Annotated in this window: 21 protein-coding genes; 10 read left to right on the forward strand and 11 right to left on the reverse strand. The window is 72.2% G+C overall.

Going from position 1 to position 22650, the window contains the following annotated elements; genetic code table 11:
* The first annotated feature begins 441 nt into the window (after positions 1-441).
* On the forward strand, positions 442-2274 hold the full coding sequence (locus AB0E67_RS02805; RefSeq protein WP_362020007.1) for a DEAD/DEAH box helicase: 1833 nt from the start codon (positions 442-444) through the stop codon (positions 2272-2274).
* A gap of 331 nt (positions 2275-2605) precedes the next feature.
* Positions 2606-3475: an alpha/beta hydrolase gene (locus AB0E67_RS02810; RefSeq protein ID WP_362020010.1), complete on the forward strand. Its 870-nt coding sequence runs from the start codon at positions 2606-2608 to the stop codon at positions 3473-3475.
* A 108-nt stretch (positions 3476-3583) separates the two neighbouring features.
* Here the strand turns inward: AB0E67_RS02810 and AB0E67_RS02815 are convergent, their stop codons facing one another.
* The gene (locus AB0E67_RS02815; RefSeq protein ID WP_362020011.1) at positions 3584-4519 is read right to left on the reverse strand and encodes an NYN domain-containing protein; all 936 of its coding nucleotides are present in this window, start codon (positions 4517-4519) and stop codon (positions 3584-3586) included.
* Between the two features lie 245 nt (positions 4520-4764).
* Between AB0E67_RS02815 and AB0E67_RS02820 the strand changes: the two genes are divergently transcribed.
* On the forward strand, positions 4765-4917 hold the full coding sequence (locus AB0E67_RS02820; RefSeq protein ID WP_199883112.1) for a hypothetical protein: 153 nt from the start codon (positions 4765-4767) through the stop codon (positions 4915-4917).
* Between the two features lie 77 nt (positions 4918-4994).
* Here AB0E67_RS02820 and AB0E67_RS02825 read toward each other — a convergent pair whose 3' ends face one another.
* The 3 genes from AB0E67_RS02825 to AB0E67_RS02835 all read right to left on the reverse strand — a co-directional run bounded on the left by AB0E67_RS02825 (position 4995) and on the right by AB0E67_RS02835 (position 7651).
* Positions 4995-5600, reverse strand: a complete 606-nt coding sequence (locus tag AB0E67_RS02825) for a MarC family protein (protein WP_360111766.1) — start codon at positions 5598-5600, stop codon at positions 4995-4997.
* Between the two features lie 242 nt (positions 5601-5842).
* Positions 5843-6709 carry a PHP domain-containing protein gene (locus AB0E67_RS02830; RefSeq protein WP_351627347.1) on the reverse strand — a complete coding sequence of 289 codons (867 nt, stop codon included), beginning with the start codon at positions 6707-6709 and terminating at the stop codon, positions 5843-5845.
* Positions 6710-7012: 303 nt separating this feature from the next.
* Complete coding sequence (locus AB0E67_RS02835) at positions 7013-7651, reverse strand: DUF6758 family protein (RefSeq protein WP_362020016.1); 639 nt, start codon at positions 7649-7651, stop codon at positions 7013-7015.
* A 162-nt stretch (positions 7652-7813) separates the two neighbouring features.
* On the opposite strand from AB0E67_RS02835, the gene AB0E67_RS02840 reads away from it, so the two are divergent.
* Positions 7814-9046 (forward strand): MFS transporter, encoded by a 1233-nt coding sequence (locus AB0E67_RS02840; RefSeq protein WP_362020019.1) that lies wholly within the window; start codon positions 7814-7816, stop codon positions 9044-9046.
* A 129-nt stretch (positions 9047-9175) separates the two neighbouring features.
* Here the strand turns inward: AB0E67_RS02840 and AB0E67_RS02845 are convergent, their stop codons facing one another.
* Entirely contained in the window at positions 9176-9796 is a 621-nt protein-coding gene (locus AB0E67_RS02845; RefSeq protein ID WP_362020022.1) for a suppressor of fused domain protein, read from the reverse strand.
* A 409-nt stretch (positions 9797-10205) separates the two neighbouring features.
* Between AB0E67_RS02845 and AB0E67_RS02850 the strand changes: the two genes are divergently transcribed.
* The gene (locus AB0E67_RS02850) at positions 10206-11321 is read left to right on the forward strand and encodes a magnesium and cobalt transport protein CorA (RefSeq protein ID WP_362020025.1); all 1116 of its coding nucleotides are present in this window, start codon (positions 10206-10208) and stop codon (positions 11319-11321) included.
* Positions 11322-11574: 253 nt separating this feature from the next.
* Positions 11575-12096 (forward strand): hypothetical protein, encoded by a 522-nt coding sequence (locus AB0E67_RS02855; RefSeq protein WP_362020028.1) that lies wholly within the window; start codon positions 11575-11577, stop codon positions 12094-12096.
* Positions 12097-12210: 114 nt separating this feature from the next.
* On the opposite strand, the gene AB0E67_RS02860 is transcribed toward AB0E67_RS02855, so the two are convergent.
* Positions 12211-12975 carry a hypothetical protein gene (locus AB0E67_RS02860; protein ID WP_362020031.1) on the reverse strand — a complete coding sequence of 255 codons (765 nt, stop codon included), beginning with the start codon at positions 12973-12975 and terminating at the stop codon, positions 12211-12213.
* 315 nt (positions 12976-13290) lie between these two features.
* On the opposite strand from AB0E67_RS02860, the gene AB0E67_RS02865 reads away from it, so the two are divergent.
* The 3 genes from AB0E67_RS02865 (at position 13291) to AB0E67_RS02875 (ending at position 16444) form a co-directional block, all read left to right on the forward strand.
* Positions 13291-14565, forward strand: a complete 1275-nt coding sequence (locus tag AB0E67_RS02865) for a CBS domain-containing protein (RefSeq protein ID WP_362020034.1) — start codon at positions 13291-13293, stop codon at positions 14563-14565.
* A complete protein-coding gene (locus AB0E67_RS02870; protein WP_362020036.1) occupies positions 14555-15121 on the forward strand; it encodes a DUF1003 domain-containing protein in 567 nt (188 codons plus the stop codon). The genes AB0E67_RS02865 and AB0E67_RS02870 overlap by 11 nt, the downstream gene beginning before the upstream one ends.
* 189 nt (positions 15122-15310) lie before the next feature.
* Positions 15311-16444 carry an Mrp/NBP35 family ATP-binding protein gene (locus AB0E67_RS02875; RefSeq protein ID WP_362020039.1) on the forward strand — a complete coding sequence of 378 codons (1134 nt, stop codon included), beginning with the start codon at positions 15311-15313 and terminating at the stop codon, positions 16442-16444.
* Between the two features lie 79 nt (positions 16445-16523).
* Here the strand turns inward: AB0E67_RS02875 and AB0E67_RS02880 are convergent, their stop codons facing one another.
* The 5 genes from AB0E67_RS02880 to sigE all read right to left on the reverse strand — a co-directional run bounded on the left by AB0E67_RS02880 (position 16524) and on the right by sigE (position 21646).
* Complete coding sequence (locus AB0E67_RS02880) at positions 16524-17183, reverse strand: hypothetical protein (RefSeq protein ID WP_362020042.1); 660 nt, start codon at positions 17181-17183, stop codon at positions 16524-16526.
* Positions 17184-17301: 118 nt separating this feature from the next.
* Positions 17302-17787: a sec-independent translocase gene (locus AB0E67_RS02885; RefSeq protein WP_362020045.1), complete on the reverse strand. Its 486-nt coding sequence runs from the start codon at positions 17785-17787 to the stop codon at positions 17302-17304.
* Positions 17788-17886: 99 nt separating this feature from the next.
* Positions 17887-19635 carry a trypsin-like peptidase domain-containing protein gene (locus AB0E67_RS02890; RefSeq protein ID WP_362020048.1) on the reverse strand — a complete coding sequence of 583 codons (1749 nt, stop codon included), beginning with the start codon at positions 19633-19635 and terminating at the stop codon, positions 17887-17889.
* A 125-nt stretch (positions 19636-19760) separates the two neighbouring features.
* Positions 19761-20885: a zf-HC2 domain-containing protein gene (locus AB0E67_RS02895; RefSeq protein WP_362020051.1), complete on the reverse strand. Its 1125-nt coding sequence runs from the start codon at positions 20883-20885 to the stop codon at positions 19761-19763.
* A complete protein-coding gene (gene sigE, locus AB0E67_RS02900) occupies positions 20882-21646 on the reverse strand; it encodes an RNA polymerase sigma factor SigE (protein ID WP_362020054.1) in 765 nt (254 codons plus the stop codon). Before sigE ends, AB0E67_RS02895 begins: the two co-directional genes overlap by 4 nt.
* Before the next feature lie 179 nt (positions 21647-21825).
* On the opposite strand from sigE, the gene AB0E67_RS02905 reads away from it, so the two are divergent.
* Positions 21826-22491, forward strand: a complete 666-nt coding sequence (locus AB0E67_RS02905; protein WP_351524071.1) for an O-methyltransferase — start codon at positions 21826-21828, stop codon at positions 22489-22491.
* Positions 22492-22650 lie beyond the last annotated feature (159 nt).

Genomic DNA, 22650 nt, shown 5'->3' on the forward strand with positions numbered 1-22650 from the left:
GGTCAGCCGGTGACATCCCACCGTTCCGACGAATTCGCCCAACACACATGCGCGAATCCGGGGTACAGTGGTATTGCGCCTACTGAGTATTTTGGATGCTCGTACGGCGCGAAACCAGTAAATGGAATCAGGATGCCCGGTCGGTGGCCCGATCGGCTCCGACCCGACAGCCCTCCGCGCGGGGCGTACGACACGTACGACCGCAGATGAGGGGCCCCCTCAGCGGCACGAGCGCTCGAGCGACGGCAGTGGTCCCGCGCCACCCGGCCCTTCCGCGGCCGGATGACCAACCCGGCACGGTACGACCCCCAGCGTTCGCCTCGGACCGCGTCTCACAGAAGAGGCAGCACCCTGACTACGTTTCGAGAACTCGGGATTCTCCCCGAGACGGCCGAGGCCCTTGAGTCCGTCGGCATCGTGTCCCCGTTCCCCATCCAGGAGATGACGCTCCCCGTAGCCCTCGCCGGCTCCGACGTCATCGGCCAGGCCAAGACCGGCACCGGAAAGACCCTCGGATTCGGCCTGCCGCTGCTGGAGCGTGTCACCGTCCCCGTGGACGTCGAGGCGGGCCGCGCCGCGCCGGAGCAGCTGACCGACACGCCGCAGGCGCTGGTCGTCGTCCCCACCCGTGAGCTCTGCCAGCAGGTCACCAACGACCTGCTGACCGCCGGCAAGGTGCGCAACGTCCGCGTGCTCGCGATCTACGGCGGTCGCGCCTACGAGCCGCAGGTCGAGGCCCTGAAAAAGGGTGTCGATGTGATCGTCGGCACGCCGGGCCGACTGCTCGACCTGGCCGGCCAGCGCAAGCTCGACCTCTCGCACGTCCGCGCGCTGGTGCTGGACGAGGCCGACGAGATGCTCGACCTGGGCTTCCTGCCGGACGTCGAGAAGATCATCACCATGCTTCCGGCGAAGCGCCAGACGATGCTGTTCTCTGCGACCATGCCGGGCGCGGTCATCGGCCTGGCGCGGCGCTACATGTCGCAGCCCACGCACATCCGGGCCACCTCGCCCGACGGCGAGGGCGCGACCGTCGCGAACATCTCGCAGCACGTCTACCGGGCCCACTCGCTGGACAAGCCGGAGATGGTCGCCCGCATCCTGCAGGCCGACGGCCGCGGACTCGCGATGATCTTCTGCCGCACGAAGCGCACCGCCGCCGACATCGCCGAGCAGCTGGAGCGGCGCGGTTTCGCCTCCGGCGCCGTCCACGGCGACCTGGGCCAGGGGGCGCGCGAGCAGGCGCTGCGCGCGTTCCGCAACGGCAAGGTCGACGTGCTCGTCTGCACCGACGTGGCCGCCCGCGGTATCGATGTCGAGGGTGTGACCCACGTCATCAACTACCAGTCGCCGGAGGACGAGAAGACCTACCTGCACCGCATCGGCCGGACCGGCCGCGCCGGTGCCAAGGGCATCGCGATCACGCTGGTCGACTGGGACGACATCCCGCGCTGGCAGCTGATCAACAAGGCGCTGGACCTGGACTTCAACGACCCGGTCGAGACGTACTCCACCTCGCCGCACCTCTACGAGGAGCTCGACATCCCGGCCGGCACCAAGGGTGTCCTGCCGCGTTCCGAGCGGACCCGTGCGGGGCTGGGGGCCGAGGAGATCGAGGATCTCGGCGAGACGGGCGGACGGGGCCGCAAGTCCTCCGCCGCGCCCGCCGCTCGCGCGGAGCGCGCGCCGCGCACGCCGCGTCAGCGCCGTCGTACCCGGGGCGGTGCCGTCGTGGCCCCCGCGCAGGAGACCGCGGCCGCCGTGCCCGCCCCCGCCGGTGAGGCCGAGGCGGCCGACGCCCCGGCGCAGCCGCGTACGCCGCGCCGCCGTCGCCGGACCCGCGCCGGTGTTCCGGACGCCGCGGCCGAGGCCGCGGTGAACACCGTCCAGGTCCCGGACGCCGAGGCCCCGGCCGAGGACGAGCCCGCGGCGAAGCCGCGCCGCCGTCGCGCCCGTGCCGCCGTGGCGCGGCCGGTGGCGGAGGAGGTCGACTTCCAGACCGCCCCCGTCGTCGAGCCGGCCCCCGCGAAGACGGTGACCAAGCCGCGCCGCCGCACCCGCGTCGTCAAGCCGGCCGAGGACGAGGTCGACTTCCAGATCGCGCCGATCTCCGAGCCCGTCCCCGAGAGCAGGCCCCGCCGCCGCACCCGCGCGGCCTCGAAGCCGAAGGCCGTTGCCGTGGCCTCGGCGGAGACCCCGGCCGCCGACGGCGAGGCGAAGCCGCGCAGGCGTCGGACGGCTCGCGCCGCCACCGGTACCGGCGTCGAGGGCTGAGCCCACGACACCGGACGCGCCCGGTCCGGGGCCCAGCCCCCGGACCGGGCGCGTCCGCGTGTTCCCGGCCTGCCGGGAACATCCCGGTCCGGCGGGGTCCGGGCCCTGCCGCACGGTTCTCGTACCGGCCGTCCGCCCGTTCGGTGTCCGAGGACATAACGATCTGGGGAGCGATAGGGAGCGGGCTCGCGCCGCCCTGCGACTCCGCTTGCGGCGTTGTCGTCGGTTGTCGATGCGCCGCATCGACTCCCTCCTCCGCCTCGCAATCGAAGCCGCATGACGACGCTCCCTGATCCACTCCCTATCGCTCCCCAGGTCGTAACCTCGTCCCATGAGTCGGCCGCCCACGTTCACCCCGCCGCCCGGTACTCGCGCCCGTCGGCTCCGCACCGCGCGCGGCGAGTTCGCCGTGCTGGACGCCTCGCCGCAGGGCGTGACGCGCGGCACCGCCCTTCTGCTGCCCGGTTACATGGGCAGCAAGGAGGACTTCGTCGCGCTCCTCGAACCGCTCGGTGCCGCCGGGTACCGGATCGTCGCCGTGGACGGCCGGGGACAGTACGAGACGGACGGCACGGACCGCGAGGAGACCTACGCGCAGGACGAGCTGGCCCGCGACGTGCTCGCGCAGGCGTCGGCGCTCGCGGCCGGCGACGGGGGCGGGGTGCATCTGGTCGGGCACTCGCTCGGCGGCCAGATCGCCCGCGCCGCGGTCCTGCTCGACGCCTCGCCGTTCCGTTCGCTGACGCTGATGTCGTCGGGCCCCGCCCAGGTCGTCGAGGCGCAGCAGGTCAAGGTGAAGCTGCTCTCCGACGCACTGACGACCATGACCATGGCCGAGGTGTGGGAGGCGGTGCGCGCCTTCGACCCGCCCGAGGAGGTGACGCCGAACGGCGAGGCCCTGCGCCGACGCTGGCTGCGCCACCGTGCCGCCCAGTTGATCGCCACTGGCCGTCAGCTGGCCACCGAGCCGGACCGGGTGGCCGAACTCGCCGCCACGGCACTGCCCGTCCACGTGCTCTCCGGTGAGCGCGACGACACCTGGCCGGTGCCGCTGCTCGACGACATGGCCCGGCGGCTGGGCGCGCACCGCACCCGGATCGAGGGCGCCGAGCACTCGCCGAACACGGACCGTCCGGAGCAGACCGCGAGCGCGCTCGTCTCCTTCTGGGACACCCTTCGCGCGGCGGCAGCACCTTCCTGAGCATCTTCCCGGGTCCCGTCCCGGGCACGGACCCGTGGAAGGTCCGGCTCGGTCGGGCACGGGCACCGTGGACCATGAGGGGCGGTCGGCGCGGTGACGCGCCCGGGCTCAGTACTGCGCCTGCACGTGCTGCCAGAAGCCGTCGCGCAAGGACCGCCGCAGATGGGCGTGGCCGCGCAGCGAGTGCTGGAGCAGTCGTTCGGCCTCGATCAGCAGGTCCTGGTCGACGGAGCCCGGCAGGTACGGGTGGCCGGGCAGCAGCTCGGCGAGGGATTCCCGGCCCCGCGCGGCCAGCCAGGCCGCGGCGATCTGCGCGCCGACGAAGCGGACGTCCTCGCGGGAGGGCGCGGGGCTGTCGTCCTCGTACATGGTGACGGGGCGTCTGGTGACGTACGGGCGGCAGAAGTCCAGGTCGAAGGTGCGCTGACTGTCGACCTCCCAGAGCAGCGGTTCGGCCTGGTTGCGCCCCTCCCCCGCCTCGATGCCCCACAGGTGCACCCGGGCCCCGTACCCCTGTGCCGCCTCGACCGCGGAGACCAGGTCCTCGTCCCCGCCGACCAGGGCCGCGTCACTGATGGCGCGGTGGCGGGCGAGCGATTCGAGATCGCTGCGGATCAGTGAGTCGACGCCCTTCTGCTGGTTGTTGGCGTTGAGGTTGCCGAGCCTGACCTTGACGTCGGGGAGTTCGGCGATGGACTGCTGCTCGGCGGTGTGGATGCGGCGCCTGGCCCCGTCGTACCAGTAGACGCGCAGCAGCCGGCTGTCCGCGAAGATCGTGCGGGCCTTGTCGATGAACGCCTCGATCAGCCCCTCCGCGTCGAGGTCGAAGGACCGGCGGTCCTCGGTGCCGGTGACGAGCAGGCCGGCCGCGGCGTACACATAACCCGCGTCGACGAAGATCGCGTGGGTCGAGGGGGTCTTCGACACCTCGGCGAGCACGCGCTGGAGCAGTTCGTTCGTCCGGTCCAGACGGTCTCGGATCTCCGCGTCGTCGCGATGGCGGATCTCTGCGTCGTGGGGGTCGCGGATCTCTGCGTCGTTCATGCGGGCCTCGTGGTGCGCCTGATCGTGCACGTGGCCGCGGGCCGCGCGACCGGGGTGTGCCCGATGACCTGCTGATACTTAGACATCCAAAAATTTTCCTTAGCGTAGGGAATGTTTGTAGTGAGCAAGCCGTTGTACAGGAATCGGAGCGCGGACACCGGCGTCGGGCGCTCCCATCCTTGTGGACGGGGTCACCCGTCCTCCCAGCAGTTCTCCAGCAGGAGGATCAGACGAAGGGAAGCCATATGCGCTTCGAGATCATGCGCCTCGACGACGTCGACGGTACCGCCGTGGACAGCACCGTCGTGGACGCCGCCTCCGTCAACCGGATCGTGCAGCAGGCCGCGGCGACGGGCCAGCGCATCTACATCCGCCCAGCCGACTCCCCGGCCTCGTAACGCGCGACGACGCAGACAGACGTAGCGCCCCCGGACGGTCGGTCCGTACGGGGGCGCCGTGGTGTCCGCACCCGTCGTCACGCGTTCTGGACGACCTGGGTGACGCCGTTGATGATCTGCTGCACCGCGATGGCGGAGAGCATCATTCCGGCGAGCCGGGTCACCAGGACCACACCGCCGTCCTTGATGACGCGGATGATCAGCAGCGAGTAGCGCATGGTCAGCCAGAGCACGATGTGCATGGCGATGATCGCCGACCAGACCGAGATCTGGCCCCCCACACCGTCGGCGTGCTGCACCGCCAGGATCACCGACACGATCGCACCGGGTCCGGCGAGCAGCGGCATGCCCAGCGGTACGAGCGCGACGTTGACGTCCTTGGTCTGCGTCGGCTCGTCGGTCTTGCCGGTGAGCAGGTCGAGCGCGATGAGCAGCAGGAGCAGGCCACCCGCGATCATCAGGGCGGGCACGGAGACGTGCAGATAGTCGAGGATCTGCTGGCCGAGCACGCCGAAGACGGCTATGACGCCGAAGGCGACGGCGACCGCCTGGAGCGCCATCTTGCGCTGCGTCTTGGCGGGGCGGCCGGCGGTGAGGGCGAGGAAGATCGGAGTGATGCCGGGGGGATCCATAATCACAAAAAGGGTGAGAAAAAGGGATCCGAAGACAGCGATGTCGAACACGGTGAGCCTTGCACGAAGAGGGAGGGGAACCGGCCTGGGGGAACGCGCGCCGGAGCCGTGGGCGGCCCCGGTGGCAGGGAAGGACGCGGAAGCGGAATGGGAGGTACGGGCGGACGGGAGCGGTCGGCCGGAACGCGAGGGGCGCCGGGCCGTGCCGTACGGCATCGCGCCGGGCCGTAGCGCCGAGGGCGGCGGGCGTCCGGCGCCGGGCGGGCGCGGGCCCCTGGCGGACCGCCGGGCCGTCAGGTGCGGCGGGGTCCGCCGGCGCCCGGCACCGGGAAGGCTCCCGTCGCGCGCCGGGTGATCTCGCCGTAGATCTCGGGGTCGGTGGTGTACGCGCCGAGCGCGACGGGCTTGCGGCTGCCGTGGTAGTCGCTGGACCCGGTCGTCAGCAGACCCAGCTCCCGCGCGAGCCCGCGCAGCCTGGCCCTGGTCGGCTCGTCGTGGTCCATGTGGTCGACCTCGATGCCGTCGAGCCCGGCGGCGGCGAACCGCGCGATCGACGACTCGGGCACCACCTCGCCGCGCTTGACGGCGGCCGGGTGGGCGAAGACGGTGACGCCGCCCGCCGCCTTGACCAGGCGGATCGCGTCGAAGGGGTCGAGTTCGTGCTTCTCCGCGTACGCGCGTCCGCCGTTGGCGAGCCACTCGGGCGTGAAGGCGTCGGAGACGGTCTCGACGACGCCGAGTTCGACGAGCGCGGTGGCGATGTGCGGCCGGCCGACCGAGCCGTCCCCGGCGATCCTCGCGACCCGCTCCCACTCGATCGGGACGCCGAGGTCCTGGAGCTTGCGCACCATGGTCCGGGCGCGCGGCACGCGGTCGTCCCGCACCAGCTCGCGTTCGCGCGCCAGCTCGGGCTCGTCGGGGTCGAAGAGGTACGCCAGCAGATGCATGCTCACCCCGTCGATCCGGCAGGAGAGCTCGGCGCCGGTGACGAGGGTGAGCCCCTCGGGGAGGGCGGCGATCGCCTCGGCGTGACCGCGCACGGTGTCGTGGTCGGTGAGCGCGACGACGTCGAGTCCCGCGGCGGCGGCGTTCCGCACCAGCCCGGCGGGGCTGTCCGTACCGTCCGACGCGGTGGAGTGGGTGTGCAGATCGATGCGCACGACGCGTACTCCAGGGCTCGGGACGGACGGTAGGGCGCTCAAGATCCTGGCCGGACCGGCGAGGGAGACCTGGTGCGCGCGGGCGCCGGAGCGGCCTCACGGCGGGCGTCTTACCGCACCGGTGAGGCCGCGGGGGTGAAGCGGAGCCGTCGAGGCCGACCAGGATCTTCAGCACCCTCAAGGGGACATTCAAAAGGATAACCGGCATTCGAACAGCGCCCGGCCACGCCGGCGAGCCCGGCGGGACCCCGCCGGGCAGGGCCCGGGACGGGCGAGGACCCGGCACTAGTGCCGCTCCCGGCACTAGTCGAGCAGACGGGGCGTGAGCGCCCCGCACGGCACGAGGTCCATCTCTCCCCCGGCCTCCCGCAGATCCGCGAGCACCAGCTCGTCGTACATCAGCAGCCCCGACTGCTCGGGCCAGACGATCGCCCAGAGCCAGAGCCCGCGCGCCTCGCCCGCGAAGACCGCGCGGTCCTCGGGGGCACCCTTGACGTGCCAGAGCGGGGTGGGACGTCCGGCGGCGAGCATCTTGACGTCGGGCGGTCCGTCGACGTCCAGGTACGGACCGGGGTCCGGTCCTTCGACACCGGCGTACCGCGCCCCGAGGCCCACGCCGAGCTCCTCGGTGACCAGCAGCAGCTCCCCCATGCCGCCGACCGGGCCGGGCCCGGAGCAGGCGACGGCGATCGCCCGGCCGCCGCTGCTTTCGTCGCCCGCGCTCGCGACACCGGTGTACAGCCAGCCCACCGGCAGCGGCCAGGGCATCCACACCGGCACCCGGGCCCGGCGCACGACCACGCCCAGCGCCTCGACGCTGGGCGGTACGACCGGCTGCAGCGGGTACACACCGCCGTGCACGGAGCACTGCCAGGTGTCGGCGAAAAGACCGGGCGCCCTGACCCGGCCTCCGCACTTCGGGCAACTGGGTTCGCCCCTCATAGCGACCAACGGTCCTCCAGGACCGCCGCCGCGTCAAGGCGATCACCGTCCGCGTCGTGGCCTCACCAGGGAAAATAGATGTAATTTGCATTCATTAGTCTCTCTAACTTACTCTGTGGAGCGCACAACGAACTGGTGACCTAGTGGAGAGCGAGAAGCCCCATGCAGGGAGAGGATCCGTTCGATCAGGGAACAGGCGGCATCCTGCGCCAGCCGAAGGCCGTCTGGGCCACCGCGGGCGCGTCGGTCGTCGCCTTCATGGGCATCGGTCTGGTGGACCCGATCCTGCCGTCCATCGCCAAGGGCCTGGAGGCGACGCCGAGTCAGGTATCGCTCCTGTTCACCTCGTACTTCCTGATCACCGCCGTGGCGATGCTCGTCACCGGCTTCGTGTCCAGCCGGATCGGCGGACGCAGGACGCTGCTGGCCGGTCTGGCGCTCGTGGTGGTCTTCGCGGCGCTGTCCGGCACCTCGTCGTCCGTCGGCGAACTCGTCGGCTTCCGGGCCGGCTGGGGTCTGGGCAACGCCCTGTTCGTGTCGACCTCGCTCGCCGTGATCGTCGGCGCGGCGGCGGGCGGCAGCGCGGCGGCGATCCTGCTGTACGAATCGGCGCTCGGCCTGGGCATGGCGTGCGGGCCGCTGCTCGGCGCCCTGCTCGGTGACGCCAGCTGGCGCTACCCGTTCTTCGGCACGGCCGCGCTGATGGCGATCGGGTTCATCTGCATCACGGCGTTCCTGAAGGAGCAGCCCAGGCCCGCCCGGAAGACCTCGCTGCTGGACCCGGTCCGGGCGCTCGGTCACGGCGGCCTGGCCTCCGTCGCGGCCTCGGCGTTCTTCTACAACTACGCGTTCTTCACGATCCTGGCGTTCACGCCGTTCGTACTGGACATGACGCCGTACCGCTCGGGCGCGGTCTTCTTCGCCTGGGGTCTGCTCCTCGCGGTCTTCTCGGTGCTCGTGGCCCCGCGGCTCCAGAAGCGCTTCGGCTCGTTGAAGGTGCTCGGCGTCTCGCTGGTGCTGCTCGCCGTCGACCTGCTGGTCCTGGGGTACGGCGACCACACCGCAGCCGTCGTCGGCACGATCGTCTCCGGCGCCTTCATCGGCATGAACAACACGGTCTACACGGAGCTGGCGCTCGGGGTGTCGGACGCCCCGCGCCCGGTGGCGAGCGCGGGCTACAACTTCGTCCGCTGGTTCGCCGCGGCGGCCGCCCCGTACCTCGCCCCGAAGATCGAGGAGTGGAGCGATGTCCACATACCGTTCGTGGTCGCCGCGGCCACGGCCGTGATCGGCGCGGTCGTCGTCCTGGCCCGGCGTACGGCGCTGACGCACGAGGCGCGGGAGCTGGAGCCCCGGCACGCCACCGAGGACGGTGTCGCGGCCTTCGCCGACTGAGCGCCGTCACGCCCCTGGGCGCGCCCGCGACTCCACCTCCCGGTCGTGGGCGGGGCCTCGCATCGGCAGATCCCCGCGCGGCGGGGCCTCGTGCCGACCGAGCCACGTGCGCGAGGCCCGGTACGGGCGCTACGCGTCCAGCGGTACGGAGCCACGCAGCGGATCCCGCAGATCCGTGCCGTGCGAGAGCCACCGCTCCTGAAGCGCCTGCGCGCCACGGACCCGCTTCCACGCGGCCTCGTTGGCCGTCATCGGCAGCAGCGGCAGGAACCGCACCGGGTCCATCCCGGGACCCGGCGCGTTCGCCCCCGCGTCCGGACCGAGGTCCAGGTCCAGGTCCTCGACCAGACCGCCCGGCTCGGCGACCAGCACGGAGCTGAACGGCGCCCCGGGCCAGAGCGGTTCACCGGTCTCCAGCGAGGCGCCGGGCGCCACGATCACCCCCTCGACCTGCGGGGAGGCGGCCAACACCGCCAGCGGGCGCAGCACCTTGTCGGTGTCGGCGAGTCCGACGCGCACGGACAGCAGCAGTTCGGCGCGCGGGCCCTTCACCGGGTCCACGAGGGTGGTGGTCGGATCCGTCATGGGGTGCGCGGACATGCCGAGCGTGGCGTAGCGCACCACACCGCCGTCGATGAAGCGGAGCACCTCGATCCGGTCGGTGCCGAGAAAGGTCACCGCGGCCCGCGCGTCCGGTTCGCCGAGGGCCGTCAGCAGCCGGGCCTCGACCAGAGCAAGAATTTCTCCCATCCAGCGAGCATAGGACGCGTATGGAATGGGCAAAGTAAGGGATTGGCCCTCGGGTGGCTGATAGTGTTGGCCGCTGGTCGGGGCGTAACGCAGAAGCGTTCCTCTCGGTCCCGACGACACGTCATCCCCCACGGGGGACCGGCTGGAGGAGGTGGGGCTGCCATGGATCGAAGTCGATCGTGCAGTACGACCGCTCTTCCGCCCCACACCCTCTCCCCGGTGATCTGAAGCCTTCCCGGTCAGGGTCCAAGGCATCGCGTACGACGGAAGAGCACCCCTTTTCTGCCTGTCCGTAGCGACCGCCGTCCTCGTGTCGCCCCGGTGCCGCCCGCTTTGCGGACGTGATCCCACGTCCTCGTTCCGGGCTGTTCCACGCGCCCGACGACGGCCCTCCGTGAAGGAGTCAGCCATGTCGATGATCCGCGATCTGCGCGCCGCCGTGCGCCCGTCCCTGCGCAGGAACAACACCATTCACCACGTCTACGACGCCACTCGCGACCCGTCCGCCTCCAGCGCGGTCGTGGACTGCGCGGTCTACCGCGACGGCCGCAGGGTGGAGGACGGCGCCTGCCGCACCCCGCACGAGGCGATGCTCCAGGTGCGCAAGTCGGGCGGCTTCGCCTGGATCGGTCTCCACGAGCCGACCGAGGAGGAATTCGCCGGTATCGCCCGGGAGTTCGGCCTCCACCCGCTCGCCGTCGAGGACGCGGTCCACGCACACCAGCGGCCGAAGCTGGAGCGGTACGACGACACGCTGTTCACCGTCTTCAAGACCATCCACTACGTCGAGCACGCCGAACTCACCGCGACCAGCGAGGTCGTGGAGACCGGCGAGGTGATGTGCTTCACCGGCCGGGACTTCGTCATCACCGTCCGGCACGGCGGCCACGGCTCGCTGCGCGCGCTGCGGCACCGGCTCCAGGACGACCCCGAACTGCTGGCCAAGGGCCCCTCCGCGGTCCTGCACTCCCTCGCGGACCACGTCGTAGACGGCTACATCGCGGTGGCGGGCGCCGTGCAGGAGGACATCGACGAGGTGGAGACCGAGGTCTTCTCCACCCCCACGAAGGGCAGTCCGCGCGGCTCGGACGCGGGCCGGATCTACCAGCTCAAGCGCGAGGTCCTGCAGTTCAAGCGGGCCGTCTCGCCGCTGCTGCGGCCGATGCAGCTGCTGAGCGAACGGCCGATGCGGCTCATCGACCCCGACATCCAGAAGTACTTCCGCGACGTCGCCGACCATCTGGCACGGGTGCACGAAGAGGTCATCGGCTTCGACGAACTGCTGAACTCGATCCTCCAGGCCAGCCTCGCGCAGGCGACCGTCGCGCAGAACGAGGACATGCGCAAGATCACGTCCTGGGCGGCCATCGTCGCCGTGCCGACGATGATCTGCGGCGTCTACGGCATGAACTTCAAGCACATGCCCGAGCTGGACTGGAAGTACGGCTATCCGATGGTGCTGGGCGTCATCGGGGTGGTCTGCTTCTCGATCCACCGCACGCTCAAGCGCAACGGCTGGCTCTGAGCACGCCCAGGCACACGGGCCGCTCCGGGCACCCTCAAGGCGCGGCGGGCCGGCTCCGGACCCGCGTCACCGGCTCCGGGGACGCTCAGGCGCACGGCCGGCCGCAGACCCGCGTCGCCTGCTCCGGCCGCCACCGGTTCCGGAGCGGACCGTCGCCGGAACCACCTCCTCCGGAGCCGGCCGTCGCCGGCGCCGCCTCCGGAACCGCCGTCCCATGAGGGACCGTCCCCGGTTTGCGAATAGAGTTCGGGTCATGAGTGCTGCTGTCGCCGACGCGCCGTTGGACCGGGCCCTGGTCGAGGAGGCCACCAAGAAGTCCGGTCTCGTCTGGGTGCGGGGCACCGGCCCCGCCCGGGCCCTGTGGCACGTGTGGCACGAGGGCGCGGCGTATCTGGTGGGCGACGGCCCCGGCGAGCAGCCGTTCCCGGCCGGTCTCACCGACGGGTCCGCCGCCGAGGTGACCGTGCGCAGCAAGGACAAGGGCGGCCGGCTGGTCGCCTGGACGGCCATCGTGACGGAGCTGGCGCCGCACTCGGAGGAGTGGGAGGCCGCCGTCGGCGAACTCAGGAACAAGCGGCTGAACGCGCCGGACGCCGAGCACGTGCCGGAGCGGTGGGCGCGTGAGTGCCGGGTGCTGCGCCTGGTCCCCGGCGAGGTCCGCACCCGGCTGCCGGACGGCTCGCTGGCCGCGGCGCCGCTGCCGACGCCCGCGACCACCCGACGGCCGGTGCCGGCCGGGCTGCCGCGGCTGTTGAAGCGCGGACGCAAGGGCTGACCGTCGGCGCGGGTGCCTGCCCCGGACCCGCGCCGCGTCCCCTGTCGCGCATTCGACGAACGCCGGGCGCGCCCCCGTGCCGCGTGCGTGACGGGCATCGGGCCCGGCCCGGGCTCAGGGCGATGTCCTCGGCAGCTGCTTGCCGTAGTCGACCGTGTCCCGCTCCGTCGGCGCCTCCAGTGGGAATTCCCGGCCCCAGTCCGACAGCGTCACGGTCCCGCCGCCTCCGCCGCGTGCGAACCGCAGCGGGTACGGCGTGCCCTCCAGGGCGACGTCGAGCGTGCCGCCCTCGCCCTTGCCGCCCATGATCTGGACGGTGCGGACCTGCCCGACCTTCGTCCGGTCGCCCTTGTTGAGCGTGCCGTGCAGCGTGAGCACCCCGTCGAGCAGGGTCTTCTTGTCCGTGAAACCGCGCAGCTGCTTGTACGTGGGGTCGTCCTGCGGCACCTTGACGTACTTGTTCTGGAGCTTGTCGGCGGCGTCCCCGCCCGCCGCGGTGTCCGCCCTGGGCTTCTCCTTGTGGCTCCAGAACGCGGCGTTCGCCTTGAGGTAGAGCTCGTCACCGATCCGCAGCAGCTCGAAGGTGCTGTCCTTCGAGGCGACGGAGCCGGTGCCGCCCTTGTCCTTGAGCCGCATGTCCAGCTTGTACGTGCCGTCCTTGCCGACCAGCGTCCCCGCGAGGTGCACCGCGTCGGCGCCGTCCGCGGCGGTCTGCGCCTTCTTCTCGATCCGCTCGGCGGAGAGCTTGCCGACGCCGTTGGTCCCCTTGTCCGGGTCCTCGCCCGCGCATGCCGTGAGGGCGACGGACAGCCCCGCGCAGAGCACGACACCGAGGGCGGTCCGGCGTCGGGCCCGGGCGGGCGGCACGGAATCGGTCACTGGACGCACTGCCTCTCATCTGCGTGGCGGTTCACCTGTGCGGCGGTTCACCTGCGTGGTGGGGTGGCAGACCGCAGCGTACCCGTGCCGATCACACCGTCCGGCAGGGAGTCGTACGGACCGCTCCGCCGGAGCGGCACGGAGCGGCACGGGCTAGCCTGATCCCGTCATAACGGATGATTGACGGCCAAACAGGCTGGACGACGAAGTCGTACACGGAAGAGATCGCGATGCCGTACGCGCCGGAGTCGTACCCGGCCGGAACCGTTCACGGTCGGAGTCGTCCCCGGAAGAGACGGAAGAAGGAGACGCACCATGGCGGCAGGCGCCCCCAGGGTCTTCGTCTCGCATCTCGCCGGCGTCCCGGTCTTCGACCCCAACGGCGACCAGGTGGGCCGGGTGCGCGACCTGGTCGCGATGCTGCGCGTCGGCGGGCGGCCGCCCCGGCTGCTCGGTCTCGTCGTCGAGGTGCTGACCAGACGCCGGATCTTCCTTCCGATGACCCGTGTCACGGGGATCGAGTCCGGTCAGGTCATCACCACCGGCGTGGTCAACATGCGCCGCTTCGAGCAGCGCCCGACCGAGCGGCTGGTGCTCGGCGAGTTCCTGGACCGGCGCGTCCGGCTCGTGGAGACCGGCGAGGAGGTCACCGTCCTCGACGTCGCCATCCAGCAGCTGCCGGCCCGCCGCGACTGGGAGATCGACAAGTACTTCGTGCGCAAGGGCCGGGGCGGGACACTGCGGCGCAAGGGAGAGACGCTGACGGTCGAGTGGTCCGCGGTCAGCGGGTTCTCGCTGGAGGAGGAGGGGCAGGGCGCCGAGTCCCTGGTCGCCACGTTCGAGCGGCTGCGCCCGACCGACGTGGCGAACGCGCTGCACCACCTGTCGCCGAAGCGGCGGGCCGAGGTCGCCGCCGCGCTGGACGACGAGCGGCTCGCCGACGTCCTGGAGGAGCTGCCCGGGGACGACCAGGTGGAGATCATCGGCAAGCTCCAGGAGGAGCGCGCGGCCGACGTCCTGGAGGCCATGGACCCGGACGACGCGGCCGACCTGCTGTCCGAGCTGCCCGAGGAGGACAAGGAGCGGCTGCTGGCACTGATGCGCCCGGGCGACGCGGCGGACGTGCGGCGCCTGATGTCGTACGAGGAGCGGACGGCGGGCGGCCTGATGACGACCGAGCCGATCATCCTGCGGCCGGACGCGACGGTCGCCGACGCGCTCGCCCGGGTCCGGCAGGCGGACCTGTCCCCGGCGCTCGCCGCGCAGGTGTACGTGTGCCGGTCGCCGGACGAGACCCCGACCGGCAAGTACCTGGGCACCGTGCACTTCCAGCGGCTGCTGCGGGACCCGCCGTACGCCCTGGTGGGTTCGCTCGTCGACAGCGATCTCGTCCCGCTGACCCCGGACACCCCGCTGCCGGCCGTGACGAGCTATCTGGCCGCGTACAACCTGGTCTCGGTGCCGGTCGTGGACGAGAGCGGTTCGCTGCTCGGCGCGGTGACCGTCGACGACGTGCTCGACCATCTGCTGCCCGAGGACTGGCGGGAGGCCGACTTCCGCGGCGAGGGGGAGGCCGCCCATGGCCGGTGAGGACCGCGCGAAGGCCGCGACGACCGGTGCCTCGGGCATCGTGCGCCCGCCCCGCTACCGGCTGGACCAGCCGAAGACCCCGCGGCCGAGACTGCTGCCCGAGTACGACCCCGAGAGTTTCGGCCGGCTCTCCGAGCGGATCGCCCGCTTCCTGGGCACCTGGCGCTTCATCGCCTGGATGACGCTGTTCATCTTCGCCTGGCTGATGTGGAACGTCTTCGCGCCGCCCGCCTGGCGGTTCGACCCGTACCCGTTCATCTTCCTGACGCTCATGCTGTCGCTCCAGGCGTCGTACGCGGCCCCGCTGATCCTGCTCGCGCAGAACCGGCAGACCGACCGCGAACGGGTCACCTACGAGCAGGACCGCAAGCAGAACGAGCGCTCCATCGCGGACACCGAGTTCCTCACCCGGGAGATCGCGACCCTGCGGATGGGGCTGGGCGAGGTCGCCACCCGGGACTGGATCCGCTCCGAGCTGGAGGATCTCGTCAGGTACCTGGACGACCGGCGCGGCCGTCCCCCGGCTCACGCGGACGGGAGTGACGAAGACCGCTGAGTGCTGCTGCTCGCGCGTAGCGACAGGCGCCGTGGGCCCGCCCGTCGCCCACCACCACCCTCAACGAGCGCTGCGCGCACCCTCCCACCCGTCGCCCACCACCACCCTCAACGAGCGCTGCGCGCACCCTCCCACCCGTCGCCCACCACCACCCTCAACGAGCGCTGCGCGCACCCGTACTATCGAGGTATGGCTACGGAAGACGCGGTGCGCGAGGCACTGGCGACGGTGAACGACCCGGAGATCCACCGCCCGATCACCGAACTCGGCATGGTGAAATCGGTCGAGGTCGGCGCTGACGGTGCGGTCGCTGTCACGGTCTATCTCACGGTCTCGGGCTGCCCGATGCGCGAGACGATCACCAAGAGCGTGACCGACGCGGTCGCCCGCGTGGAGGGCGTCTCGCGGGTCGACGTCACACTCGACGTGATGAGCGACGAGCAACGCAAGGAGCTGGCGGCCTCGCTGCGCGGCGGCACGGCCGAGCGCGAGGTGCCGTTCGCCAAGCCGGGCTCGCTGACCCGGGTCTACGCGGTCGCGTCCGGCAAGGGCGGCGTCGGCAAGTCGTCGGTCACGGTGAACCTGGCGGCCTCGATGGCGGCCGACGGCCTCAAGGTCGGTGTCGTGGACGCCGACATCTACGGCCACAGCGTGCCCCGGATGCTCGGCGCCGACGGGAAGCCGACCCAGGTCGAGAACATGATCATGCCGCCGTCGGCGCACGGCGTGAAGGTCATCTCCATCGGCATGTTCACCCCGGGCAACGCGCCGGTGGTGTGGCGCGGGCCCATGCTGCACCGCGCGCTGCAGCAGTTCCTCGCCGACGTGTACTGGGGCGACCTGGACGTCCTGCTGCTCGACCTGCCGCCGGGGACGGGCGACATCGCGATCTCGGTCGCGCAGCTCGTGCCGAACGCCGAGATCCTCGTCGTCACGACGCCGCAGCAGGCGGCGGCCGAGGTCGCCGAGCGGGCCGGGGCGATCGCCGTGCAGACGCACCAGAAGATCGCAGGCGTCGTCGAGAACATGTCGGGCATGCCGTGCCCGCACTGCGGCGAGATGGTCGACGTGTTCGGTACGGGCGGCGGCGCGAAGGTCGCGGAGGGGCTGACACGGACGGTCGGCGCGGAGGTGCCGGTGCTCGGCTCCATCCCGATCGACGTGCGGCTGCGCGAGGGCGGCGACGAGGGCGAACCGGTCGTCCTGTCCGACCCCGACTCCCCCGCGGGCAAGGCACTGCGCACCATCGCGGACAAGCTCGGCAACCGCCGTCGCGGGCTGTCCGGCATGTCCCTGGGCATCACTCCGCGCAACAAGTTCTGAGCCGCGGGCCGCTGTACCGCTCACTGGACGCGGGCCCGCTGTACGCGCTCGCGCGTGTGCAGCGGGCCCGCGTCATCCGTTACGTGTACGCCGTGATGTCCTCGACGACCGAGAAGCCCAGCCCGTACGCGCTCATCCCGCGCCCGTACGCGCCGATGTGCACCTCGCCGGGCGCCGACCCCGCCAGCACCCAGCCGAACTCGGACTCGCGGTAGTGGAACGGCACCGGGACGCCGTCCACCGGCAGGGACAGCGTCGACCACGCGGGCCCCTCCAGATCGTCGGCGAGTTCGAACGCCGTCTCCGTCTGCTGGCTCAGCCAGTCGTCGCGCAGCGCGTGGTCCAGATGGGCGGGCCAGGTGCAGGCGAGCAGCCCGGACCCGGCCAGCCAGGCAGCGGAGGCGACCGTCGTCGCGTCCAGCAGTCCGGTGCCGTCGCCGCTGCGCTGTTCGGGGCCGCCGGCCACTGTCACGACGACCGCGAACCGCTGCCGTTCACCACCCGCGTCGGTGCGTACCGACGGCTCGTCGCCGTGGCCGATGGAACCGTGCCGCACCGGGCCGTCCGCCGCGGCGCCGATCTGCACCAGCCGGCGCGGTCCGGTGAAGGCGCCGTCCAGTCCGTACCAGGGAAACGGAGCGGCCAGGAAACCATCGACCATGCGCCGGGCAGCCGACTTCCCCTCGGCGGTGACTGTGCCCGGCGCGTCCTCCGCGCCCACCCGACTGGTCGTCTCCATCTGCCCGGCCGCCTCCTCGATCCATGGGGTCCGGAGCGGCCCGCCCCCCGCGGGCGTCCTCACAACCGGACAGATGGAGAATAGCCATAGCGTCCGGACGACCTGGGATTGACCACCGTCAGGTGGCGTCGGCGTCGAACGGCGGGTGATCGTCCTTCACGGGCTGCGGACGCTTCTTGAGCAGGTCCGGAGTACCGGCGGCCCCACCCGCACCGCCGACCGCCGAACCGCTCGACGCGCCGCCGCGGGAGTCGGCGGATTCCACGGCCGCGGGCTCCCTGCCGTTCACCGCGTCGGTGACCTCGGACAGGTCCTTGCGCAGGTCGAAGCTCTCGCGGATCTCCTTCAGCCCGAGCTCGTCCTCGCCCGCCATGAGCTGCTTGCGGACGAACGTCTTGGGGTTGAGGTCCTCGAACTCGAAGTCCTTGAACTCCGGCCCCAGCTCCGCGCGGATGTCGTGCTTGGCGCTCTCCGAGAACTCGCGGACCTTGCGGATGAAGCGCGAGGCGTCCTGAATGACCTTGGGCAGCTTGTCCGGACCGAAGATCAGCATGCCCAGGATCGCGAGCGTCAGCAGCTCCATGACGCCTATGTCATTGAACACCTTGTCGCTCCTCGTGTTCTCCGCGACCAGGGCGGTTGCGGTCCGGACCCGCTCCACGGTACCCGCCGTGACTGCCCGCGCGGTAGCGCCCCACGGCCGTCAGCCGCCGGTTGCCGACCCGAGCGTCACAGAGATGGACAGCTCTTTACCACCGCGGGTCAGTCCGAGGTCCAGACGGTCGCCGGGCCGGTGCGCCCGGATCTTCACGATCAGTTCCTCACCGCTGTGCACCCGTCGGCCGTCGACCTCGGTGATGACGTCCCCCGGCCTGATACCGGCCTTGGCGCCGGGCCCGCCGGGCGTCACCGCGGGCTTGCCCTCCGCGCCCTCGGCCCCGACCTTGGCGCCGTCGCCGGTGTACTTCATGTCGAGCGTGACACCGATCACGGGGTGCGTGGCCCTGCCGGTGTTGATCAGCTCCTCGGCGACGCGCTTGCCCTGGTTGATCGGTATGGCGAAGCCGAGCCCGATGGACCCCGACTGTCCCCCGTCGGTGCCGGAGCCGCCGTCGGCGGCGCGGATGGCGCTGTTGATGCCTATGACATGTGCGTCGGTGTCGACGAGCGGTCCGCCGGAGTTGCCGGGGTTGATCGGGGCGTCGGTCTGCAGCGCGTCGACGTAGCTGATGTCGCTGCCGTCGCCCTTCTCGCCGCCCGCGGTGATCGGGCGGTCCTTGGCGCTGATGATGCCCGAGGTCACCGTGTTGGACAGCTCGAAGGGGGCGCCGATGGCCACCACGGGGTCACCGACCCGCACGTTGTCGGAGTTGCCCAGCGGCAGCGGCCTGAGGCCGGACACGCCGGTGACCTTGACCACCGCGAGGTCGTAGCCGCTGTCCTTGCCGACGACCTCGGCGCGCGCGGTCTCGCCGCCGCTGAACGTCACGGTGATCCGGCCGGCGGAACCGGCGGGGGCCACGACGTGGTTGTTGGTGAGGATGTGGCCGGACTTGTCGAGCACGAAGCCGGTGCCGGTGCCCGCTTCGCTGGTACCGCTGACGTGAAGCGTGACCACGCTGGGGAGGGCGCTGGCGGCGATGCCCGCGACGCTGTCGGGGGCCCGGCCGCCGTCGTTCCGGCCGGCCTGCGGGAGTTCGACGCGGGTGAGGCCGCCGTTGCGCTCGACGTAGGCGCCGACCCCACCGCCGATCCCGCCCGCCACCAGCGCGAGCAGCAGCGCGCCGACGAGGACGGAACCCCGGCGCTTCTTCCTGCTCCCGCCGTCGGCGCCGAGCGGCGGGCCGGGGTGGGTCAGCGGCTGGCGCGGGGCGCCCCAGGGGTCGTACTGGAGCCACTGCGTCGACTGGGCCGGGGGCGCCGACGGCGTCGGCTGGGCACCGGGCTGCGGGAGCGGGCGCGCCGGGGGCGTGAAGCCGGGCGTCGGCGCGGTACCGATGCCCGCGCCGTTCGTCCCCGCGTACGGCGGGGGCACGGGGGTGCCGTGCGCCGGGGTCGGGACCGGCCGTTGCACGGGGGGCGCGGGCGCCCAGGGACCGGGTTCTCCGTACGGCGGGGTGCTGTACTCGTCGGGCTCGTGCAGCGGCCGCATCGGCTGCGCCGCCGGTACGGGCGCCGCGGGCCCGGCCTCGGGGGACGGGGTCCCGGTCTGGGTGGGCGACGCCCCGGGCCCGGCCTCGGGGGACGGGAACGCCTCGGGAGACGGGGACCCGGAGTCGGCCGGAGGGTCCATGTGCACCGGGTGCGAAATGGTCGCGGCCTCCGGCGTGTCGGCGGGCCGCGTGGCGTCCTGCGGGGAGGACGGCCCGTCCGGCTCAGGGCGGGTGGCATGCCCCGGCGCGGGCCGGCTCCACCACTTCGCCTTCGGCCCGGTGGACTTCGCGTCTTCCATGTTCTCCCCGCAACTGCCACGACCGGGCACCGCGCCCCGGGCGGGGCGCCCCTCCCGGAACTCCACCCGGAATTCAACCAGGTTTGCGATTGTCTGCGCAGACCTCGTTCAGCGCCGGGTGGCGTTCACCGCCGGGAGGAGAGCGGCGTCCCCTGGTCCGCGGGGGTCGGGAGAGCCGTGGCCGGCGGAGGCGTCCAGGACGGCGGCACGGACGGCACGGGTGCCGTCGCCGACGGCACCGGGGCGAGCCGTCCCAGCACCTGGGCGAACAGCGGGGTGGTCCCGGTCGGGCGTATCAGCGGCGGCGCCGACACCTGGGGCAGGGCCTGGACGTCGAGGGTGTTGTGCAGGAGCCCCGGGCCCCCGGAGAGGTCCGAGAGAACCGGGAGGCGGTTGGTGGAGGCGGAGAGCGCGGGAGCGGCGTAGGGCGCCGGCGTGGTCTCCGGCACGGTCGGCGGGGCGGCGGGGGCGCCCGCGCGGTCGTACGTCTCCGTCGTGGCGGGGGCGCTCTGACCGCCTCCGCCACGACGGCTGGTCGAGCCGCCGCTCTCGCCGCGGGCGGTGTCGAGCGGGGTCACGGTGTTCCCGGCGCCGGCCGCCCTGGCCGGGGTGCTGGTGCCGGCTCCCGTCTGGAGGGCGCCGCCGAGGGCGATGGCCGCCAGCGACACGGCGCCGGCGGCGGCGAAGGCGAACCTCCGGCCGCGCGACGCCGCCCGGTCCGGCTCACGGCCGACCTCGTGGATCCGGAAGCCCGTGCGGGCGGACCCGCCGGGCAGCCGGAAGCCCGCACGCGTGGAACCGGGGGGCAGCCGGAAATCCGCGCGGGCGGTTGCGCGCGGGAGGACGGCGGTGGAGCCGGGCCGGTCGTCCGGGAGGCGGCCGAAGTCGCCGAGCCCCGGACCGCCCCCGGTGGCCGTACGGCTACCGGGCCGGCGGCTCACGGGCAGGAATCCGTCGGCGAGCCGCCCGGAGTCGCCGAACGGACCTCCCCGGCCGTCGTCGCCGTTCCCCGGGCCCCCGGGAAGGCCCTGCAGCCGGGCGAGGAACCCCTCGGACGGCGAGGGTGGGGCCGACTGCGCGAAGACACTCTTCAGGCGGCGCTGGGCCGCCGCCTCGGCCTTGCACTTGGCGCAGGTCGCGAGGTGGGCCAGCACTCGTTCGCGGGCGTCGTGTTTCAGCTCGCCGTCGACAAGCGCGGCGAGCCGGTCCCCCAGATGCTGTTCCGCGGGGGTCGGACCCGTGCCGCTCACGCCGTTCCGCCCTCCCCTGCCAGAATCGCGCCCGCCAGCGACGGCTGCTCGACGCGCCGGGCCCCGGGCGAACGGTGCTTCAACGCCTTGCGCAGGTGCGAACGGCCGCGGTGGATGCGGCTGCGCACGGTGCCGAGCTTCACACCCAGCGTCGCGGCGATCTCCTCGTACGAAAGGCCCTCGATGTCGCAGAGCACCACGGCGGCACGGAACTCGGGCGCGAGGGTGTCCAGCGCGTGCTGCACGTCCGCGTCGAAATGGGCGTCGTTGAAGACCTGCTGCGGGGACGGCTCACGGCTCGGCAGCCGCTCGGCGGCGTCGTCGCCGAGGGAGTCGAAACGGATCCGCTGCTTGCGCCGGACCATGTCGAGGAACAGGTTGGTCGTGATGCGGTGCAACCAGCCCTCGAACGTGCCCGGCGTATAGGTCGACAGCGACCGGAACACGCGGACGAAGACCTCCTGCGTGAGGTCCTCCGCGTCGTGCTGGTTGCCCGTCAGACGGTAGGCGAGGCGGTAGACCCGGCCGCTGTGCGTGCTGACGATCTCTTCCCAGGAGGGCGGTGTCCACGCCTGGGAGTCCGCATCTGAGGCGAAGGTCGCGGTCGGCGCGAAGGCGGCGGAAGAACGGTCAGCGATGTCGGTCACGGATTTCGGCTCACCCGCCGACCTGAGAAAGCGCTTCAGCACTCCTCCCCGATCCGCAGGCGCAGCCGCACCTCCCCTATCGGCTCTGGTGGTGTCCAGCGGAGCCCCTACCATAACCACCTCGCCCGTTAGCTCCGGATAAGCCTTTTTTTCTGCTGGGGCCGGGGAACTCCCCGGAAGCACACCCCGTGGCCCCGGCCCGGTCCTCCGGGCCGTTTTCCACGGGCTCTCCCGCCCCCGTACAACGTCCGGTCCCATCTGCGGGTTCCCGGGCACAGCGGATACAGTCACCGTTGCGCCAACTACGGGGACAGGAGAGGGTCATTACCGCCAACCGGCAGACGAGCTGGGCGTTCGCCGACGCCTTTGTCGCCGAGGACGAAGCGATGCTCTGGGCCAGGGACCGGGCCCGGGAGACGGGGCTCCGCCCGGTGTCACCAGGCACCGGCGCCGCGCTGCGCTTGCTCGCTGCCACGACGGACGCCAAAGCCGTGGCCGAAATCGGCACCGGGACCGGTGTCTCCGGACTCTATCTGTTGTACGGGATGCGGCCCGACGGGGTGCTCACCACCGTCGATCCGGAGCCCGAGCGCCAGCAGTTCGCCCGTGAGGCGTTCCGCGCGGCGGGCTTCGCCGCCAATCGGGCCCGCTTCATCCCCGGGCGCGCCCTGGACGTGCTGCCGCGGCTCGCGGACGGCGGCTACGACCTGGTGTTCTGCGACGGGGACCGGCTGGAGAGCCTGGACTACCTCGCCGAATCGTTGCGCCTGTTGCGCCCCGGCGGTCTGGTCTGCTTCGAGGGCGTCTTCGCGGACGGCCGCACGGTCGACGCCGCGGCGCAGCCCACGGAGGTGCTGCGGCTGCGGGAGTTGCTGCGGGCGGTGCGCGAGAGCCAGGAGCTGATGGGGACGTTGCTGCCGGTGGGCAACGGACTGCTGTGCGCGGTGCGGCGGGGCTGACGCGGCGTACGCGCGGAGCGCGACGGGTCACGGCCGGAGCGTACGGCCAAGGGCGCCGGAGCGTGCGACCGCGGACGGTGCGTATCGCCGCGGCCGGACGGTGGCGGCGCGGCCGCATGGTGACGGCGGCCGTGTGACGGAGGACGGGAAACCGGTCAC

Origin of the sequence: Streptomyces sp. NPDC032161 (assembly GCF_040636995.1) — a bacterium.
GTDB lineage: Bacteria > Actinomycetota > Actinomycetes > Streptomycetales > Streptomycetaceae > Streptomyces.

Coding starts and splice junctions, on each gene's coding strand:
- AB0E67_RS02805 (WP_362020007.1), top strand. CDS start 442: ATGACGCTCCCCGTAGCCCTCGCCGGCTCCGACGTCATCGGCCAGGCC.
- AB0E67_RS02810 (WP_362020010.1), top strand. CDS start 2,606: ATGAGTCGGCCGCCCACGTTCACCCCGCCGCCCGGTACTCGCGCCCGT.
- AB0E67_RS02815 (WP_362020011.1), bottom strand. CDS start 4,519: ATGAACGACGCAGAGATCCGCGACCCCCACGACGCAGAGATCCGCCAT.
- AB0E67_RS02820 (WP_199883112.1), top strand. CDS start 4,765: ATGCGCTTCGAGATCATGCGCCTCGACGACGTCGACGGTACCGCCGTG.
- AB0E67_RS02835 (WP_362020016.1), bottom strand. CDS start 7,651: ATGAGGGGCGAACCCAGTTGCCCGAAGTGCGGAGGCCGGGTCAGGGCG.
- AB0E67_RS02840 (WP_362020019.1), top strand. CDS start 7,814: ATGCAGGGAGAGGATCCGTTCGATCAGGGAACAGGCGGCATCCTGCGC.
- AB0E67_RS02845 (WP_362020022.1), bottom strand. CDS start 9,796: ATGGGAGAAATTCTTGCTCTGGTCGAGGCCCGGCTGCTGACGGCCCTC.
- AB0E67_RS02850 (WP_362020025.1), top strand. CDS start 10,206: ATGTCGATGATCCGCGATCTGCGCGCCGCCGTGCGCCCGTCCCTGCGC.
- AB0E67_RS02855 (WP_362020028.1), top strand. CDS start 11,575: ATGAGTGCTGCTGTCGCCGACGCGCCGTTGGACCGGGCCCTGGTCGAG.
- AB0E67_RS02865 (WP_362020034.1), top strand. CDS start 13,291: ATGGCGGCAGGCGCCCCCAGGGTCTTCGTCTCGCATCTCGCCGGCGTC.
- AB0E67_RS02870 (WP_362020036.1), top strand. CDS start 14,555: ATGGCCGGTGAGGACCGCGCGAAGGCCGCGACGACCGGTGCCTCGGGC.
- AB0E67_RS02875 (WP_362020039.1), top strand. CDS start 15,311: ATGGCTACGGAAGACGCGGTGCGCGAGGCACTGGCGACGGTGAACGAC.
- AB0E67_RS02880 (WP_362020042.1), bottom strand. CDS start 17,183: ATGGAGACGACCAGTCGGGTGGGCGCGGAGGACGCGCCGGGCACAGTC.
- AB0E67_RS02890 (WP_362020048.1), bottom strand. CDS start 19,635: ATGGAAGACGCGAAGTCCACCGGGCCGAAGGCGAAGTGGTGGAGCCGG.
- sigE (WP_362020054.1), bottom strand. CDS start 21,646: ATGGTAGGGGCTCCGCTGGACACCACCAGAGCCGATAGGGGAGGTGCG.